17 protein-coding genes and 1 pseudogene are annotated in these 16,432 nt (G+C 39.1%); 12 read left to right on the top strand and 6 right to left on the bottom strand.

Features of this window, described 5'->3' with window-relative positions:
- Together P20652_RS17690 and P20652_RS12735 are read right to left on the bottom strand one after the other, a co-directional pair.
- A partial coding sequence (locus tag P20652_RS17690; protein WP_033017228.1) for an AMP-binding protein occupies positions 1-1,055 on the bottom strand: 1,055 nt, incomplete at its 3' end.
- A 114-nt stretch (positions 1,056-1,169) separates the two neighbouring features.
- Positions 1,170-2,021, bottom strand: a complete 852-nt coding sequence (locus P20652_RS12735; RefSeq protein ID WP_008167160.1) for an alpha/beta fold hydrolase — start codon at positions 2,019-2,021, stop codon at positions 1,170-1,172.
- Between the two features lie 389 nt (positions 2,022-2,410).
- Here P20652_RS12735 and P20652_RS12740 point away from each other — a divergent pair, with 389 nt between their 5' ends.
- Positions 2,411-3,700, top strand: coding sequence for an alkaline phosphatase (locus P20652_RS12740; RefSeq protein WP_008167159.1), 1,290 nt, complete (start codon positions 2,411-2,413; stop codon positions 3,698-3,700).
- A 96-nt stretch (positions 3,701-3,796) separates the two neighbouring features.
- Here P20652_RS12740 and P20652_RS12745 read toward each other — a convergent pair whose 3' ends face one another.
- From P20652_RS12745 to P20652_RS12755, 3 genes are all read right to left on the bottom strand, one after another.
- Complete coding sequence (locus tag P20652_RS12745) at positions 3,797-4,126, bottom strand: hypothetical protein (protein WP_008167158.1); 330 nt, start codon at positions 4,124-4,126, stop codon at positions 3,797-3,799.
- A gap of 68 nt (positions 4,127-4,194) precedes the next feature.
- Positions 4,195-4,896, bottom strand: coding sequence for a tRNA (adenosine(37)-N6)-threonylcarbamoyltransferase complex dimerization subunit type 1 TsaB (tsaB, locus tag P20652_RS12750; protein ID WP_008167155.1), 702 nt, complete (start codon positions 4,894-4,896; stop codon positions 4,195-4,197).
- Between the two features lie 9 nt (positions 4,897-4,905).
- A complete protein-coding gene (locus tag P20652_RS12755) occupies positions 4,906-6,822 on the bottom strand; it encodes an ATP-dependent DNA helicase (RefSeq protein WP_008167154.1) in 1,917 nt (638 codons plus the stop codon).
- A gap of 226 nt (positions 6,823-7,048) precedes the next feature.
- Here P20652_RS12755 and P20652_RS20790 point away from each other — a divergent pair, with 226 nt between their 5' ends.
- Positions 7,049-7,243: a hypothetical protein gene (locus tag P20652_RS20790; RefSeq protein WP_008167153.1), complete on the top strand. Its 195-nt coding sequence runs from the start codon at positions 7,049-7,051 to the stop codon at positions 7,241-7,243.
- 686 nt (positions 7,244-7,929) lie between these two features.
- Here the strand turns inward: P20652_RS20790 and P20652_RS17685 are convergent.
- Positions 7,930-8,112, bottom strand: a complete 183-nt coding sequence (locus tag P20652_RS17685) for a hypothetical protein (protein WP_008167149.1) — start codon at positions 8,110-8,112, stop codon at positions 7,930-7,932.
- Between the two features lie 420 nt (positions 8,113-8,532).
- Between P20652_RS17685 and hisG the strand changes: the two genes are divergently transcribed.
- From hisG to P20652_RS19725, 10 genes and pseudogenes are all read left to right on the top strand, one after another.
- Positions 8,533-9,432: an ATP phosphoribosyltransferase gene (gene hisG, locus P20652_RS12765; protein ID WP_008167147.1), complete on the top strand. Its 900-nt coding sequence runs from the start codon at positions 8,533-8,535 to the stop codon at positions 9,430-9,432.
- A 5-nt stretch (positions 9,433-9,437) separates the two neighbouring features.
- Positions 9,438-10,739: a histidinol dehydrogenase gene (gene hisD / locus P20652_RS12770; RefSeq protein WP_008167145.1), complete on the top strand. Its 1,302-nt coding sequence runs from the start codon at positions 9,438-9,440 to the stop codon at positions 10,737-10,739.
- Entirely contained in the window at positions 10,729-11,838 is a 1,110-nt protein-coding gene (hisC, locus tag P20652_RS12775) for a histidinol-phosphate transaminase (RefSeq protein ID WP_008167143.1), read from the top strand. The genes hisD and hisC overlap by 11 nt, the downstream gene beginning before the upstream one ends.
- Positions 11,835-12,896, top strand: a complete 1,062-nt coding sequence (gene hisB, locus P20652_RS12780) for a bifunctional histidinol-phosphatase/imidazoleglycerol-phosphate dehydratase HisB (RefSeq protein ID WP_007580650.1) — start codon at positions 11,835-11,837, stop codon at positions 12,894-12,896. Before hisC ends, hisB begins: the two co-directional genes overlap by 4 nt.
- Complete coding sequence (hisH, locus tag P20652_RS12785) at positions 12,893-13,483, top strand: imidazole glycerol phosphate synthase subunit HisH (RefSeq protein ID WP_002960265.1); 591 nt, start codon at positions 12,893-12,895, stop codon at positions 13,481-13,483. Before hisB ends, hisH begins: the two co-directional genes overlap by 4 nt.
- Positions 13,484-13,516: 33 nt before the next feature.
- A pseudogene (locus P20652_RS12790) lies at positions 13,517-14,252 on the top strand (1-(5-phosphoribosyl)-5-[(5-phosphoribosylamino)methylideneamino] imidazole-4-carboxamide isomerase).
- Positions 14,234-15,013: an imidazole glycerol phosphate synthase subunit HisF gene (hisF, locus tag P20652_RS12795; protein ID WP_008167138.1), complete on the top strand. Its 780-nt coding sequence runs from the start codon at positions 14,234-14,236 to the stop codon at positions 15,011-15,013. The pseudogene P20652_RS12790 and the gene hisF overlap by 19 nt, the downstream one beginning before the upstream one ends.
- Complete coding sequence (hisIE, locus tag P20652_RS12800) at positions 15,004-15,618, top strand: bifunctional phosphoribosyl-AMP cyclohydrolase/phosphoribosyl-ATP diphosphatase HisIE (protein WP_008138598.1); 615 nt, start codon at positions 15,004-15,006, stop codon at positions 15,616-15,618. Before hisF ends, hisIE begins: the two co-directional genes overlap by 10 nt.
- Before the next feature lie 108 nt (positions 15,619-15,726).
- Positions 15,727-16,281 (top strand): hypothetical protein, encoded by a 555-nt coding sequence (locus tag P20652_RS12805; RefSeq protein ID WP_008167136.1) that lies wholly within the window; start codon positions 15,727-15,729, stop codon positions 16,279-16,281.
- 2 nt (positions 16,282-16,283) lie between these two features.
- The coding region (locus P20652_RS19725) for a DUF1289 domain-containing protein (protein ID WP_083832850.1) at positions 16,284-16,432 on the top strand (149 nt) is incomplete at its 3' end.

Here is a 16,432-nt window from a genome sequence, read left to right as displayed (position 1 = left end):
AATTTTGAGCCAGTCACTTTGTGCCATTTTTCAGCAACAGGACGCTGAACGGCCATACCACCACCAAGAGACATTTTTAAGTGGCTAAAATCAAGCTCTGAAAAGTCTGGTGTATTTAATAAGCCATTAAATAAAGTGTTTACGCCAGTAATTGCGGTAAATTTAGTTTGACTTAATTCTTTTACAAATCCAGGCATATCTCGCGGATTAGTAATTAGTAAATTTAAACCACCGTATTTCATAAACGTTAAGCAGTTAGCCGTTAACGCAAAAATATGATATAGCGGTAAAGCAGTTACAACAACTTCCTGTCCACGTGTAAGTACGTTATCTAAACAACCAGAAACTTGCTCAAGGTTACCAACCATGTTGCCATGGCTAAGCATTGCACCTTTAGAAACACCCGTAGTGCCCCCCGTATACTGCAAGAATGCTAAATCACTTAAGTTCATTTCTGGACGTTTATACGCACTTTCGTCTGCATCTAACAAGTCAGAAAATTTAATTGGATTTGGTAAGCTGTATTTAGGCACCATTTTTTTGACGTACTTAACGACAAAATTTACTATGTGCTTTTTAATACCGCCAACCATATCACCCACTTGCGTTACTACAATGTGTTTAACATCAGTGTGTGCAAGTGACTTTTCAAGCGTATCAGCAAAGTTTGCTAGAATAAATATAGCAGTTGTGTCCGAATCTTTTAATTGGTGCTCTAACTCACGTACAGTATAAAGTGGGTTAACATTAACAACCACACAACCCGCACGCAAAATACCTAAAATAGTAACAGGTGTTTGTAATAAGTTAGGCATCATAACGGCAACTTTGTCGCCCTTTTTAAGACCTAAAACATTTTGAATATAAGAAGCAACTTTTTTGGTTGCTGTATCAATTTCATCGTAAGACAGTGTTTTACCCATATTAGTAAATGCAGGTAAATCTTTGTAATCACTAAAACTTTTTTCGAACACTTCGAGTAACGAGTTGTAATGCTCAGGATCGATTGTTTCAGGCATACCTTTTGGGTAGCGCTTAAGCCAGATTTTTTCCACTCTTAGCCCCTGTTTATAATTATATTTTTATTAACCTTAATCTAAGTAAGGCACTTTACAATTGAGCAAATACTCTAATGCGGAGATAATCCCACATTTAGCGTTAATATACAATTAACATGCACCACTTTGCACCATAAATGCATCAATGTGTTCAAAACAAAGTTTACTACTTTGCATATGACAATGGTGACCACCATCGACATGGATAACATTTAAGTTATTGTAATGACTAATATACTTTGCAAGATTTTGTTTTACAAATGAATACCCTTCATGACCTAAAATTAACTGACATGGTGCAATTAAATCTTTTATTGCACCAATACATTGCGCCTCATCAAACCTAAAACCTGAGTGATTTTTGAGCTTTGGATCCGTTGTCAATTCAAATCCATCTGATACTGTTTTTATGTTTCGATCCATTAAAAGCGCAACTAGCTCCTCACTTAAATCCGTTGTTTGAGAACGTGCTTTGTAGATGGACTCTTTTGATTTGTAAACTCTCGAATTTTTATTTTTTAAACGGGCTCTATTCAATACAGCGCTTTTTAACTGTTCACACACCCCTTCACTGGGTGTCGTAACACAACCTATTCCCTCTATAAATGTCACCGATTTTACATAGTCATCAAAACAACTCGCAAATAATCCAGCAACCATCGCGCCCATAGAATGCCCGACTAAATGTACTTTTTTTACACCAATGGCATTTATAAGCTGATATATATCGTCCACATAATCAACAAAATAGTAATGTGCATCATCACTGCGCCAAGACGATAAACCGTGTCCTGCAAAATCAATACAATACCATGTTTGATCCGGGTCTATATTACTCAGCATAGGTTTAAAGCTGTTACTATTATCAAGCCAACCATGAAGTGCAATAACTACATTATCGCCCGAACCCGTTTTTAAGCCATGAATATTTAAGTTATTGATTTTAATATTAAATGGCTGCAAACCATACCTCTTATTATTTTTAGCTAATTTTCATGTATGACGTACATGTTGCCTCACCCTTATCATGACATCAGTTGTATTAAAATTTTAAATTAGTAAGCTTTAAAGAATAATTACAGGTAAATCACATAATAAAGAAAGTAAGTTCAAAGACTTAAAGTAAAGCCTATTGAGTATAAAACATCAAGTAATCGCTTTAACTTTTTATTCTTGTCTATTTTAAATACTTAGAAAGTATACACCAACTCTACTCACTATAAATAACAAAAATGTTACACTTGTTACCTATCCAATAAATTATTATTCATCTCATATATTCGTTTATTTATTACGCTTACGGTATACAATAAGGTTGGGTATTAAATAAGGTACACTTAAAAGGTACAACCATGAAAAAACAGATCAGCTTATTAGCGCTTTTATGCACCGCTTCTGGTGCTTACGCAGAATCAGCACCTAAAAATGTAATTTATATGATTGGTGACGGCATGGGTCCGGCTTACACCACGGCTTATCGCTATTTTAAAGATGACCCTGCAACAAAAGAAGTAGAAGGCACAGTTTTTGATACTATTTTAAAAGGTATGGCTCATACCTACCCTGATGACCATACTTATGTAACAGACAGCGCAGCGGGTGCTACAGCGCTAAGCAGTGGTCATAAAAGTTATAATGGTGCTATTGCAGTAGATACCGAAAAAAAACCAGTCAGAACTATGCTAGAAATAGCAAAAGAACGTGGTATGACAACCGCGCTTGTAGCAACTTCACAGATTAACCACGCCACACCCGCAAGCTTTGCTGCACATAATGAGTCGCGTAATAACTACGATGAAATAGCCAATGATTACATTGATAATAAGATTGCAGGTAAATTACCTGTTGATTTAATGCTCGGCGGTGGGACTCAATACTTTATTCGTGATGATCGAAACCTAGTTAATGAATTTAAAGGTGCGGGTTATCAATATGGTGATGATATAAAAAATCTAGGTCAAATAACGCAGCTTCCTGCGATTGGTTTATATGCACCAAAAGGTTTACCGTTTGCACTTGACGAAAACTCAACACGCTTAACGCAACTCACCTCAACAGCACTCAACTTACTTGATAATCAAAACAAAAATGGATTTTTTGTGATGATTGAAGCCAGTCAAATTGACTGGTGTGGACATGCAAACGATATTGCGTGTGCAATGGCTGAAATGGACGACTTTGCTAAATCAATCGAAAAAGCAAAAGCGTATGTTGATAAAAACAAAGATACTATTTTAGTCGTCACTGCAGATCATTCTACTGGTGGTTTAACGCTCGGTGCACACGGTCAATACAAGTGGGAAAAAGAAGTTGTTAAGGGTATTAAAGCAACCGCAGGCAAATTAACGGGCTTACTCATGGACTCTGATAACTTAAAGTCAATTTGGACTACTAATACCAATATTGAGTATACAACTGAGAATCAGATCAAACTTGAGCAAGCTAAAAAAATGGGTGAAAAAGCACTTAATTTAGCGATTAAAAGTATTATAAGTGATACCAGTTTTACTGGCTGGACAACAGGTGGACATACCGCTATTGATGTTCAAGTATTTGCCTATGGTAAAGGCAGTGAACAATTTATTGGTTCACAAAATAATACTGATATAGCAGATAAACTGATTGGCTTTATTGAAAAGTAAGCCTTACCTCGTTTTGAACACAAAAAGCCCGAACTATTTGTTCGGGCTTTTTATTGAATTTTATAGCTGTATTTATCTAAAGCGTTTAAATAAGCGCTAAGCGTATATATCAACGCCTATTAAATTTTGTACTTCTGCCCTGCGTTCTAAATTAGCAAATTCAGTATAAGTAGAAATCGCTTTGCTTACTTGAGGTGTCGGTTGGTCGTAAATTGTTTGGCTGTATTCATTGCTTTTAGCACTGCTTTTAAACAGCTGATTAGCAAGTTCAACGCCCTCAACACTGCTTTTTACATAATCGGTATTCGTTTTTTGAGCAGCAGACTGGTCTAATAAACTCTGTGGTTTATTAGTAACAACTTTAGTAGGGCTAACCCTACCCGGAATATCTCCGGTAAAAAAACCTGAACCAATAGGCAGCGTCATTACGCGTCTCCAACCTTAATATTGCTTAAAATTATGATTTAAAAACAACCAATTTGCAAATAGTATGATTACTCACGTCCTGGTAGCTTTTTCCACGTTACTGTATCGCGCACATATTTAGGTTGAGCGTCGCTTGCTTTAACACCATCACCCGCTAAAAACGCGGCTTCAACATGCGCTAACATATAACGCGCATCAGGCAATGTAATATCAGTATTAATTGTCACGTTTTCAAAATCATTAAGCGCATCTGGATAGGTTTTAAAGCCCGTGCCCACCGCTAAAGATGGCTCACTGGTCGCTATATAATCATTATTTAGTAAATCAGGTTTTATAACGCATTCTTGGTTAACTAAACGCATTAAATTATTCTGCACTTGATAATGTGCAAAATATATCTCGCCCATGCGTGCATCTATACTTGGGTAAACACTTAAGCTGCCGTTTTGCTCAAACTCCTGTTGCGCCATAATTGCAAGTGTTGAAACACCTACAAGCGGTAAATTAGTTGAATACGCTAAACCCTGTGCTATTGCTACACTAATACGTACACCGGTAAAACTACCGGGTCCTTGTCCAAACCCAATGACGTCCAAATCCTTTAATTTACAGTTAGCTTTAGTTAATAGCTCATCTATTAGTGGCAGAACTTTTTGACTATGCTGCTGTGGACATTCTTCAAAATGATGAAACGTTTGGCCCTGAAAATGTAAAACAATTGAAAGTGCTTCAGTTGAAGCATCAAGGGCAAGAATGTTACTTTTGATCATTTTATTACTCTAATTAATTTGTTTTAAAAATGTATTGGCATCTTCTAAGCTTCGCGTGCGGCGCATCGGCGGTAAGCTTTTTAAAAATACTTGGCCATATTGGCGTGTCACTAAGCGATTATCGCATATTACAAGTACGCCTTTGTCTTTACTATCTCGAATTAAACGCCCTACACCTTGTTTTAGCGCAATAACAGCCTGCGGTAATTGTATGTGTGAAAAAGGGTCTTTCCCCTGCATTTGGCAGTCTTGCATTTTAGCTTGTAACAATGGATCGTCAGGGGCTGCAAATGGCAATTTGTCTATAATAACACAGCTTAACGTGCTGCCGCGTACATCAACTCCTTCCCAAAAAGAAGCCGTGCCGAGTAATACCGCATTACCATGGCGGGTAAATTTCTCCAAAATAATACGCTTAGACATTTGCCCCTGCATATAAACTGGGTAGTCTATTTGTGTAGTGAGCCCTTCGGCCACTAAGTGCATCATTCGATAGCTCGTAAATAACACAAAACAACGCCCTTGCGCTGACTTTATAAGCTCAAGCGTTAGTTTTACAATTGCATGCGGCATATTATCAGCGTGCGATTCGGGCAAGTAGCGAGGTAAACACAGCAACGCTTGATTAGGGTAATCAAACGGGCTATCTACCATCATGCTTTGCTTTGGTTTTAGGCCAAGGCTTGCATTAAAATGCTCTAATTTATTGTCAACAGAGAGCGTTGCTGATGTAAAAACAAAGCCTGCGCCCGTGTCTTGCATCATTTGAGCAAATTTAGCTGATACATTTAATGGCGTTATATTAATTGTTAAATAACGGCGCGTTGTTTCATACCAATAGCTAAAGCCGGTTTGGGCTGTATCAAAAACCCGCTCTAACTGCCCTTTAAAAGCAAGTGCACGTTCAAATGGATGCTCAATTTTTTCGCTTCTATCTAGGCAAAGTTTAAGTACTTGATAAACAAATTCTAAATCACTAATCACACGATGAAGTGCTGCACATATTTGTTTATCGCTTAGCTTTTCTCGCCAATCGCCACGGCTGCCATCAACACCAAATTGTAATCGTAAATCAGCAACGCTTGTCTCAAGCTTATTTAAGCTTTTACCAAGTTGCAGCATATCGGGAATTTCAGCTCTATAAATAGCGCGTAAATCATTAATTAAATCTACCAACTTTTTAGTGCTTACACTTTCACCAAAATAATCACTGGCAATTTCGCTTAACTGATGGGCTTCATCAAATATATATGCGTCCGCTTTTGGCATAAGCTCAGCAAAGCCGCTTTCTTTTACTGCCATATCGGCAAAAAACAAATGGTGATTAATGACAACTACATCAGCATCTGCTGCTGTTAGTCGTGCTTTACGTACATAACAACTTTGAAAATCAGGGCATTCTTTACCTAAACAATTATCAGCGGTTGAATTTACATAAGGCAATACCTTGGCATCATCTTCTATTCCAATACAATCGGCTAAATCGCCTGACTGCGTTTCACTTGCAAACTTAGCAACCATGGCAAGTTGATGCATTACGTCAGAGTCGTCAGTGGGTACATGCGCAACATGCTGATTTAGGCGGTACGTACATAAATAATTGGAACGCCCTTTTAATAAGGCTGTTTTTTTAGAGGCACTTAAAGCCTTCACTAATTGAGGTAAATCTCGGTGATAAAGTTGCTCTTGTAAGGCTTTAGATCCTGTAGAGATTATGGTCCTGCCTTTAGACTTGAGTGCAGGTGCTAAATAAGCAAACGTTTTACCTGTCCCTGTACCTGCTTCTACTACCAATTGCGAACTGTTTTTTAATGCATCTGCAACGGCTACAGCCATATCAATTTGAGGTTGACGTGGTGTGTACCCATCTAAAGATAACGCCAACGGACCGGTTGCACTAAACAGCTGTTTGATAATATCAATCACTTTACAAGAAATAATATCTGGATTTTACGTAAGCAAAGCCATGAGAGCAAGCAATTAGAAATTTCGTGTATAAATTTAAAGTAATATGATTTTTACTTTTTTAATGTCCACTATTTTGCACACAATAATATACAGCTAAACTTGTGAAACCTCATTATGACAGGAGTACCATTACCCCGGATTTAAAATCTTATTTTTATTTATACTTTTTAAGGTTAATCAATAAATGTTTAGTGCCTCATTTTTTCTCTCTACATTGGCTATTTTTATTGCGTTTTCAAATCAATGTTTTCTTAAAATGCAAACAACAATTGTGGTTAAAACAGACTCAGTTATTATTTCATCATTGTTAATTATTATTACTTCAATGACGCTACTTATTAAAACCAAGTGCCAAGATGCGTTAAAATATGTTCATTAAGGTTGGATTGCAGCACTTATTGCAGGTGGCTTAACGTGAGCGGCTGCGCAAACATTGATCGAGATAAGTGGTACAAGTCGAGAAGTAACAAAAAGTGTTGCTGCCATGTTTCACGCAGTAATATTGCCTGTACCGAGAAGTATTCGAAACCGTATTGTTTTATCAGTCATTATTAACGCAAAGCTCGCCTGCTCAATATTCATCTTTTGCATTTGGTTTTGCTATAGCTTTAGCAATACTCGCTGTTGTTACCTGAGTATTAATTAAATACTCAATTTAATTACCGTTTGCTAAGTTTCTTGCCATTACTACTTACCTGTTATTTGTACTCTCGTTTGTGCTTATGGGCAAAGCTGTTAATGCACTACAAGAAGCCGATATAATAGGTATAGTGTGGCTACCAATGAGCTGATAGCATGGCTTGGTATAAAATCGACATGGCAAGGTATCGTGGCTCAAGTATATGTGTTCGCTATATTTAGCTTTTACATATTAAAAAGTAAAAACCAAGAGTAATACCAATCTGCTGAAGTGTTTATGCTAATCGACATAAGTAAAATACATATTAAAAGGCCCGCAATGGCCTTTTTTATTATGTTTATTACTTATGTATTTAATAGAGTTGCCATTGTTATGCCCATGTATCTAAGTGGGGGGTTATCGTCATCCTCTAAATTAGACTTTTTTTACTTATTTTGATCACCAAGCATATTGAGTTTTTTCTTTTTTTGTAACTCACGCCTTTTTTTATTCTCTAGTTCAACTTTTTCAGCAGCAACTCCACTTTGCACACCCGCAATATGAAATGCCCCTTTAGACTCCATTTCTAACCGCGTTATTCTTCCTAAATAAGGGATCATGATATCCATACGTACTTCCTTATTTTATCTTTTTATTTACCAACTGCTTGGTTTGACTAATAAACAAACAAAAATATGACTGTAATTGCCCGTATTACCTTAATGTTATCGACAGTTATAAGATATGCTTTAATTAAGCTAAAAAAAACTTGCCAAAATAAGGTCGTTTATGTTTTTATAAGCGTGAAATTTATTTAAACAGATAACAACTGAACGTTAGCAAAACAACGAGCAGTTAAATAGGATAAAAAATGCGCTTAAACCTGACAACAGTACATCATCACCACCATTCACCGGAATAACCTGTCAGGTCTTTCGCTGAGAGGTTATTCCTAAAAGGAACCTCTGGCGAATCAAAAAATATTGATTCATTTTCGCCCTGAGGTTCCCCTCGGGGTTTTTAGTTTTTAAATTAAAGGAAAATGAATAATGAACAACAGTAATCGTCTACGTATCGCCATCCAAAAAGGTGGCCGCCTATCAAAAGATTGTCAAGACCTTCTAAAACAGTTAGGTGTTAAACTTAACCTTCGTGAACAACGCTTAATTGCACACTCAACTAATATGCCAATTGACGTACTACGTGTGCGCGATGACGATATTCCGGGTTTAGTAATGGACGGTGTATGTGACTTAGGTATTGTTGGCGAAAACGTACTAGTAGAAGTTCAAGCAGAACGTGAACGACAAGGTGTTCCAAGTGAAGTAACCAAACTTTCAAAACTAGACTTTGGTTACTGTCGTCTTGCACTTGCATGGCCACAAGAGCTTGGCGCGCGTGATAAAAGCTGGTTTGAAGGCAAACGTATTGCGACTACCTACCCAGAAATTTTAACTCAGTGGTTAAAGCGCGAAGGCATTAACGCAAGTACAGTAATGCTTACAGGTTCTGTTGAAGTAGCACCGCGTGCAGGTTTATCTGATGCTATATGTGACCTAGTATCTACTGGTGCAACACTTGAAGCTAACGGCTTAATTCAAGGCGAAACAATTTTAGAATCAAACGCCTGTTTAATTCAAAATAAAGACCTTCAAGATGCTGACAAACTAGCACTAATCAATAAGCTTATGCCGCGCCTACGTGGTGTTAGACAAGCTAAAGAAAGCAAATACATCATGCTACACGCACCAAAAAACAAACTTGATGAAATTTGTGAAATTTTACCAGGTTCTGGTCAACCTACTCTACTTGCCCTTGCTGGGAATGAAGAATACGTAGCACTGCACATGGTAAGCAGCGAAACATTATTTTGGGAAACAATGGAGCAGTTAAAAGCCCTAGGTGCCAACTCAATCCTTGTTATGCCAATTGAAAAAATGATGGAGTAAATGCCATGCTTCGTTGGAATGAAGAATCTTCACAAGTACAAGCAGCGGCGTTAATGCGCCCTGCAGTTTCTGCCAGTGCCAAGGTTGAAGCAATATGCAAAACTATTTTAGCTAATGTAAAAGAGCAAGGCGATGAAGCCTTACTTAGTATGGCTAAAGAGTTTGATAATAGAGCTAACCCTCGCCTATGTGTTCCGCTTGATGAAATTAACGCATCTGAGCAAGCACTAAGTGCAGAGCTTAAATACGCAATTGACACCGCTTATGCAAACGTTAAACGTTTTCACGAAGCGCAATTGCCAAAAGATATTAAATTATCGACCCAACCAGGCGTTGTATGTGAACTGAAATATCAAGCCATCGAAGCAGTCGGTATTTATGTACCCGGTGGCAGTGCTCCACTGCCATCGTCGGTTATTATGCAAGGTGTATTAGCGCAGTTAAGCGGCGCTAAAACCGTTGTACTTGCTACACCTGTACAAGGTGATAAAGCGATTAATCCTGCTATTTTATATGCGGCTAAGTTATGTGGCATTACTACTTTAATAGAAAGTGGTGGCGCAGGCGCAATTGCAGCAATGGCTTATGGCACCGAATCGGTTCCTAAAGTGAACAAAATATTTGGCCCAGGTAATAGCTTTGTAACAATGGCTAAACAGCTCGTTGCGCAAACTATTCCAGGTATGGCAATTGATATGCCAGCAGGTCCTTCTGAAGTACTAGTTATTGCAGATGAACGTGCGAATCCAGAATTTATAGCCGCCGATTTACTCTCACAAGCAGAGCACGGCGCAGACTCGCAAGTTATTTTATTATGTAACAGCGAAAGTATTATAGAACAAACTCAGCAGGCACTTACACGCCAGTTAGCTAATTTGAGCCGCAAAGAAACAGCCGAGCAAGCGCTCGCTAATTCTTCACTTATTTTAGTTGATTCAGTTGAGCAAGCATTTGATGTATCAGCGCAATACGGCCCAGAGCACTTGATTTTACAAATAGGCGATGCAACACCTTACTTAGATAAAGTTAAAAATGCAGGCTCGGTATTTGTAGGTGATTACACCCCAGAATCTGCAGGCGATTACGCATCGGGAACTAACCACGTGTTACCAACATATGGTTACAGTGCAACTTACTCGAGTTTAAACTTGCTTGATTTTTTTCGTACATACACAGTGCAAACAATTACTAAAAGTGGTTTAACGCAGCTTTCAAAAGCAATTTTACCACTTGCAGATGCAGAAGGCCTTGATGCCCACGCTAATGCGGTTTCAATTCGTTTAGAGGCAATTAAAAATGAGCAATGAGAGCGCACAAGCGTCTAGCTTATTACCTAAAAATATTGCAGCCCTTGCTGCATACAGCTCTGCAAAAAGTGAAAAGCTAACCGGTACTACGTGGCTAAATGCTAACGAAAGCCCGTATGCTAAAAACCTTGAACTGAGTATTGAGGATTTAAATCGCTACCCTGATCCACAACCGCAACTTGTTATTGACAGGTACGCAGCTTATACAGAGCTTGAAAGCGAAAATGTATTAATGACGCGCGGCGCAGATGAAGGCATTGAGCTTTTAGTGCGCACATACTGTGAGCCAGCTAAAGATAGTATTGCGCTATTTTTACCAACCTACGGTATGTACAAAGTTACCGCCGATACACACAACGTTGGTATTAACGCGCTTACCCAAGAATTATTATTAAGTGGCAGTGCTGACGAAATAGTTGCAGCTGTAGGCAGCTCAAAACTGGTATTTATTTGTAACCCAAATAATCCAACGGGCAGCCTAACACCACTTGATAAAGTAAAAGCGATTGCAACAGCACTTGCAGGTTCTGCATTAGTTATTGTTGATGAAGCCTATATAGAGTTTTGCCCAGAGCAAAGCGCCACAAAACTTATTAATGAGTTTAGTAATGTAGTGGTTCTGCGCACGCTTTCTAAAGCTTTTGCGCTAGCAGGTCTCAGAACGGGCTTTACCCTTGCACAGGCAAGTGTGCTTGCGCCAATTCGTAAAGTCATTGCGCCGTATCCGGTATCAGGCGTAGTGGCAAGTATTGCAGCCCAAGCAATTGCACCCGATGCAATTACATCAATGCGCCGCCAAGTAACTATTTTAAATAGCTTAAAAGCTAAGTTGGTAGATTGGCTAAACGCCTCCCCTGCTGCATTAAAAATTCTCACTGGTGAAGGTAACTTTGTTACTTTAAAATTAGCCGATAAAAACTACTTTAAAATTGCACTTGAGCAAGGTTTGGTTATGCGCGCTTTTACACTATATGGTGAAGACGACTGGCTACGAATTTCAATTGGCAGTGAACAAGAACTTGAACAAGTAAAAATTTGGTTAGATGGCTTACAAACGCCGGCTACCGCAGCATCTTTAGCAGGAAACGAAGTATCATGAGTAACCCCTATTTATTTATCGACCGCGACGGCACTATTATTGAAGAGCCAATTACCGACAAACAGGTAGATAGCCTTGAAAAGCTAGCATTTTTACCTGGCGTTATCCCTGCATTATTACAATTACAAGCCGCAGGTTATCGTTTAGTAATGGTATCTAATCAAGATGGCTTAGGCACAGATAGCTTCCCTACTGCTGATTTTGATATTGCACAAGACAAAATGATGGACATAATGCAAAGCCAAGGCATTAGCTTTGACGAAGTATTAATTTGCCCACACTTTAACGAGCAAAACTGTGATTGCCGTAAACCTAAAACAGGCTTACTTACCGAGCTTATGCGCTCAGGCAAAGTGGATTTAGCACGCTCTTTTGTTATTGGCGACCGCGAAACTGATATTGGCCTTGCTCAAAACCTATGTTGTGAAGGTATTTTATACGACGGTGATTGGAGTGCGATAGTGACAAAATTGACCACCGCAAACCGCGAAGGTCGAGTTACACGCAACACTAAAGAAACCCAAATTGATGTAGCCATAAACTTAGATCAAACTAAAAATGGCAGCATAGACACCGGACTTGGCTTTTTTGATCACATGCTTGATCAAATTCGCACCCACGCAAACATTGGTTTAAACATTAAAGCCAAAGGCGATTTGCACATAGACGAGCACCACCTTGTTGAAGACATTGGTATTGCTCTTGGTGTCGCACTTAAACAAGCGCTTGGCACTAAATCGCAAATTGCACGCTATGGTTTTGCGCTTCCTATGGATGAGTGTAAAGCCGAAGCACAAATTGATTTATCGGGCCGTGCATCATTTGTATTAAACGCTAACTTTAGCCGCGAAAAAGCTGGCGACTTAGACGTGCAAATGGTTGAGCACTTTTTCAAAAGCTTAAGTGATAATGCCGCTATTAGCCTTATTTTATCGGTAAGCGACGGTAACTGTCATCACCAAGTAGAAGGCTTATTTAAAGCGTTTTCACGTGCTCTTCGTATGGCAGTAGCACAAGACACGACCCAACAAACAGCCAGCTCTAAGGGATGTTTATGATTGCCATAATTAATACCGGTTGTGCCAATATTAATTCAGTACGTTTTGCGTTTGAACGCCTAGGCCAAACGCCAACAGTAATTACTTCACCAGAGCAATTAGCGGGTTTTGAGCGCGCTATATTGCCAGGTGTAGGTCATGCATCGGTTGCTATGAAACGCCTAGTCGATAACGGCTGGCAACAAGCTATAAATGAATACCAGCGCCCGCTTATGGGAATTTGTTTAGGCATGCAGTTACTGTGCGAAAGCACCGAAGAAGGTAACGTACAGTGCCTAGGTAAAATACCAGGACAAGTAAAAGCGCTTGATGTAGGCAACTTAACGTCGCCGCATATGGGTTGGAATAACTTAAGCGTTAATAAAGAGCATGCATTAACTAAAGGGCTAACGCTTGATGAACAAGTGTATTTTGTTCACAGCTTTGCGCACACCGTAAACGACGCCACACTTGTAAGCGGTGAATATGGTCAAACCTTTTCAGCCATTGTTGCTAAAGACAATTACGCGGGCATGCAATTTCACCCAGAGCGCAGCGCAAAAGTTGGCGCACGTTTATTACAAAATTTTGTTGATTGGCAGTTGTAAGCTGCCCATTAACTAACAAAAAAGAGATTATTTGTGATTATTCCAGCATTAGACGTATTACAAAATCAAATTAGTGCGCTTGTACCAAGGTAAATACGACACAGCACAGTTTTACCCTTTCGAACTTGGCGCGCGTTTAAAAGAATACGCCGACAGCGGCGCAGGTAAACTACACCTTGTTGATTTAGAAGGTGCACGCGATCCAAGTAAAAAACAGTGGAAACATATTCAAGCTGCAACCAAAGCACTTAACGTACCCTACCAAGTGGGCGGCGGTATTCGCTCAGATCAAGATGTAAGTGATTGGCTAAAAGCCGGTGCAAACCAAGTTGTTATTGGTTCAATGGCAGTAGAAAAACGCGAACAAGTAAAAGCCTGGATTGAACAATTTGGCGCAGAGCACTTTGTAATTGCCCTTGATGTAAATAAAACAGCCACGGGCTGGGCACCTGCTACACACGGTTGGTTAAGTGAATCTGAATTTGGTTTGCTTGAGCTGGTAGATTTTTACGTGGGCTTAGGTGTTATCGACTTTTTATGCACGGACATCAGTAAAGATGGCACCATGACGGGTCCATCGTTTGAGCTTTACGAAGATCTAACTCGCCACAACAGCACAATTAAAGTGCAAGCCTCAGGGGGCGTAAGCTCACTTGACGACATTAAAAAGCTTAAAGAGCTAGGTGTTGGCGGCGTTATTTTAGGTAAATCATTGCTTGATGGCGCATTTAGCGTTGAGGAGGCACTGGCATGTTATCAAAACGTATAATTCCGTGTTTAGACGTTAAAGACGGCCAAGTAGTTAAAGGCGTTAAGTTTAAAGGCCATGAAGTTGTTGGCGATATTTTAACAATGGCTAAAGCTTATAGCGAAGCCGGCGCAGATGAACTGGTTTTTTACGAGATCAGTGCAAGCGTTGAAAAAAGATTATTAGATATAAATTGGGTTGAAAATATTGCCCGCAATATTGATATTCCTTTTTGTGTAGCCGGCGGTATTAAATCAGTGGCTGATGCAGCGCGCGTACTAGAAAGTGGGGCTGACAAAATAAGCATTAATAGCCCTGCTATTGCACGCCCGGAACTTATTAAAGAATTACACGACGAGTTTGGTAAGCAATGTGTTGTTGTAGGTATTGATAGCTTTTTTGATGAAACGACTGGTGAATATTTAGTTTACCAATTAACTGGCGATCCTAATGCATCAAGCCGTACGCGTTATAAAACACAAGAATGGGTTAAACGCGTACAAGATTTAGGTGCAGGCGAAATTGTATTAAACTGTATGAACCAAGATGGTGTTCGTAACGGTTACGACAACGAGCAACTCAGTAAAATTCGTGAGCTATGTCACATTCCTTTAATCGCCTCTGGCGGTGCGGGTAGCATGCAAGATTTTGTTGATGTATTTAAACAAAGCAAAGTAGATGGTGCACTAGCCGCCAGCGTTTTTCATAAAAATGTGATTAACATTGGCGAACTAAAACAATTTTTAACCGATAACCAAGTGGCAGCAAGATTATGCAAGTAACACAACAAAACCAAGCTCAAGTCGATTTCGCTAAAAGCGACATGATCCCTGCTATTATTCAAGATGCTCGCTCGGGTGTTATTTTAATGCAAGGCTTTATGAACAGCGAAGCACTAAACGTTACGCTTGAGAGTAATAAAGTGACGTTTTACTCGCGTTCAAAATCGCGTTTATGGACTAAAGGTGAGTCATCAGAAAACTACTTAAACGTAGTATCTGTTCATACCGATTGTGACTACGATTCAATTTTAGTACTTGCCAATCCAGAAGGCCCAACGTGCCACTTAGGCACACAAAGCTGCTTTGGTGATGAAGCAAAACCAAGTTTAAGCTTTTTAGCACAGTTAGAAGATGTGATTGTTGCGCGTAAAAACGACGACCCAGAAAAAAGCTATACTGCCTCATTATTTGCAAAAGACTTAAGCCGTAGTTGTCAAAAAGTAGGTGAAGAAGGCGTAGAAGTTGCCCTTGCCGCTATGAAACACGATAACGATGAGCTAACAAATGAGTCTGCTGATTTAATTTACCACCTGACTGTATTGCTACAACGCCAAGGCTTAGCCCTTGAAGATGTAGTTAAATGCTTGCAAGGTCGCCATAAATAACATTAGCTGTGACTAACAAAGAGGCTCATATTTATATGGGCCTTTTTATTTTTACAGTAAATCACGTGTGATATAGTGCGTGGCTAAATTAATCGGTTACTGTGAACTATGAAAAACTATATTATTCCTTCTATTGTCGCATTTATTTTAGTTATCGCGTTTAGTTTAGCAGGCTGTACAAGCAAAACTAATCAGACTACAACTACAGCAACCACTACTACAACGAATCAGTCTGTAAAAACCACAGTAACACCCAATGAATGCAGCACCATAAATAACCTTATAAGCAGTTATGAATCTGGTTTTAATTCAATCAAAACAGATAAAGTAAATAACCAGTTTACTAATCAATGGCGCACTAATACTCATGTTATTGGAGCAACCTGTACGGTTACTTTAAATAAGTCAGAGCAAGTAAGTTACCAATGCCAAACGCCTGTTAAAACACAAACGCAAACAATAAAGTCTCATCAAAAATTAGCTAAGCAATTGCGCCAATGCTTAACCAAAACAGGCTGGTTTGAAAGCCAAAAAGAAACAGCAAGTTCAATTTACAGCACCTTTGTACTTGATACTAAAACCCCAGTGATTACACTTTCAACTAATCAAGAAGGCAACGGGTTTTCTTCTCGCTTTGAAATTGCACCACCGTTAGGACTTTAACAATGCGCCAATTAAATCAAAACAAAAAACCATCTAAATTTAAAACAGATTGCTTAGGAATATGCGAAAGGCGCAGCGGTTACTGCACAGGTTGTGGTCGTACCAACGAAGAAATTTTTGATTGGATTATATTATCTGAAGATGAAAAAAA

It is taken from the genome of Pseudoalteromonas sp. BSi20652 (genome assembly GCF_000239855.1).
GTDB lineage: Bacteria > Pseudomonadota > Gammaproteobacteria > Enterobacterales > Alteromonadaceae > Pseudoalteromonas.
Note: the sequence above shows the minus strand (reverse complement) of the source record. Positions and strands in the feature narration are given on the sequence as shown.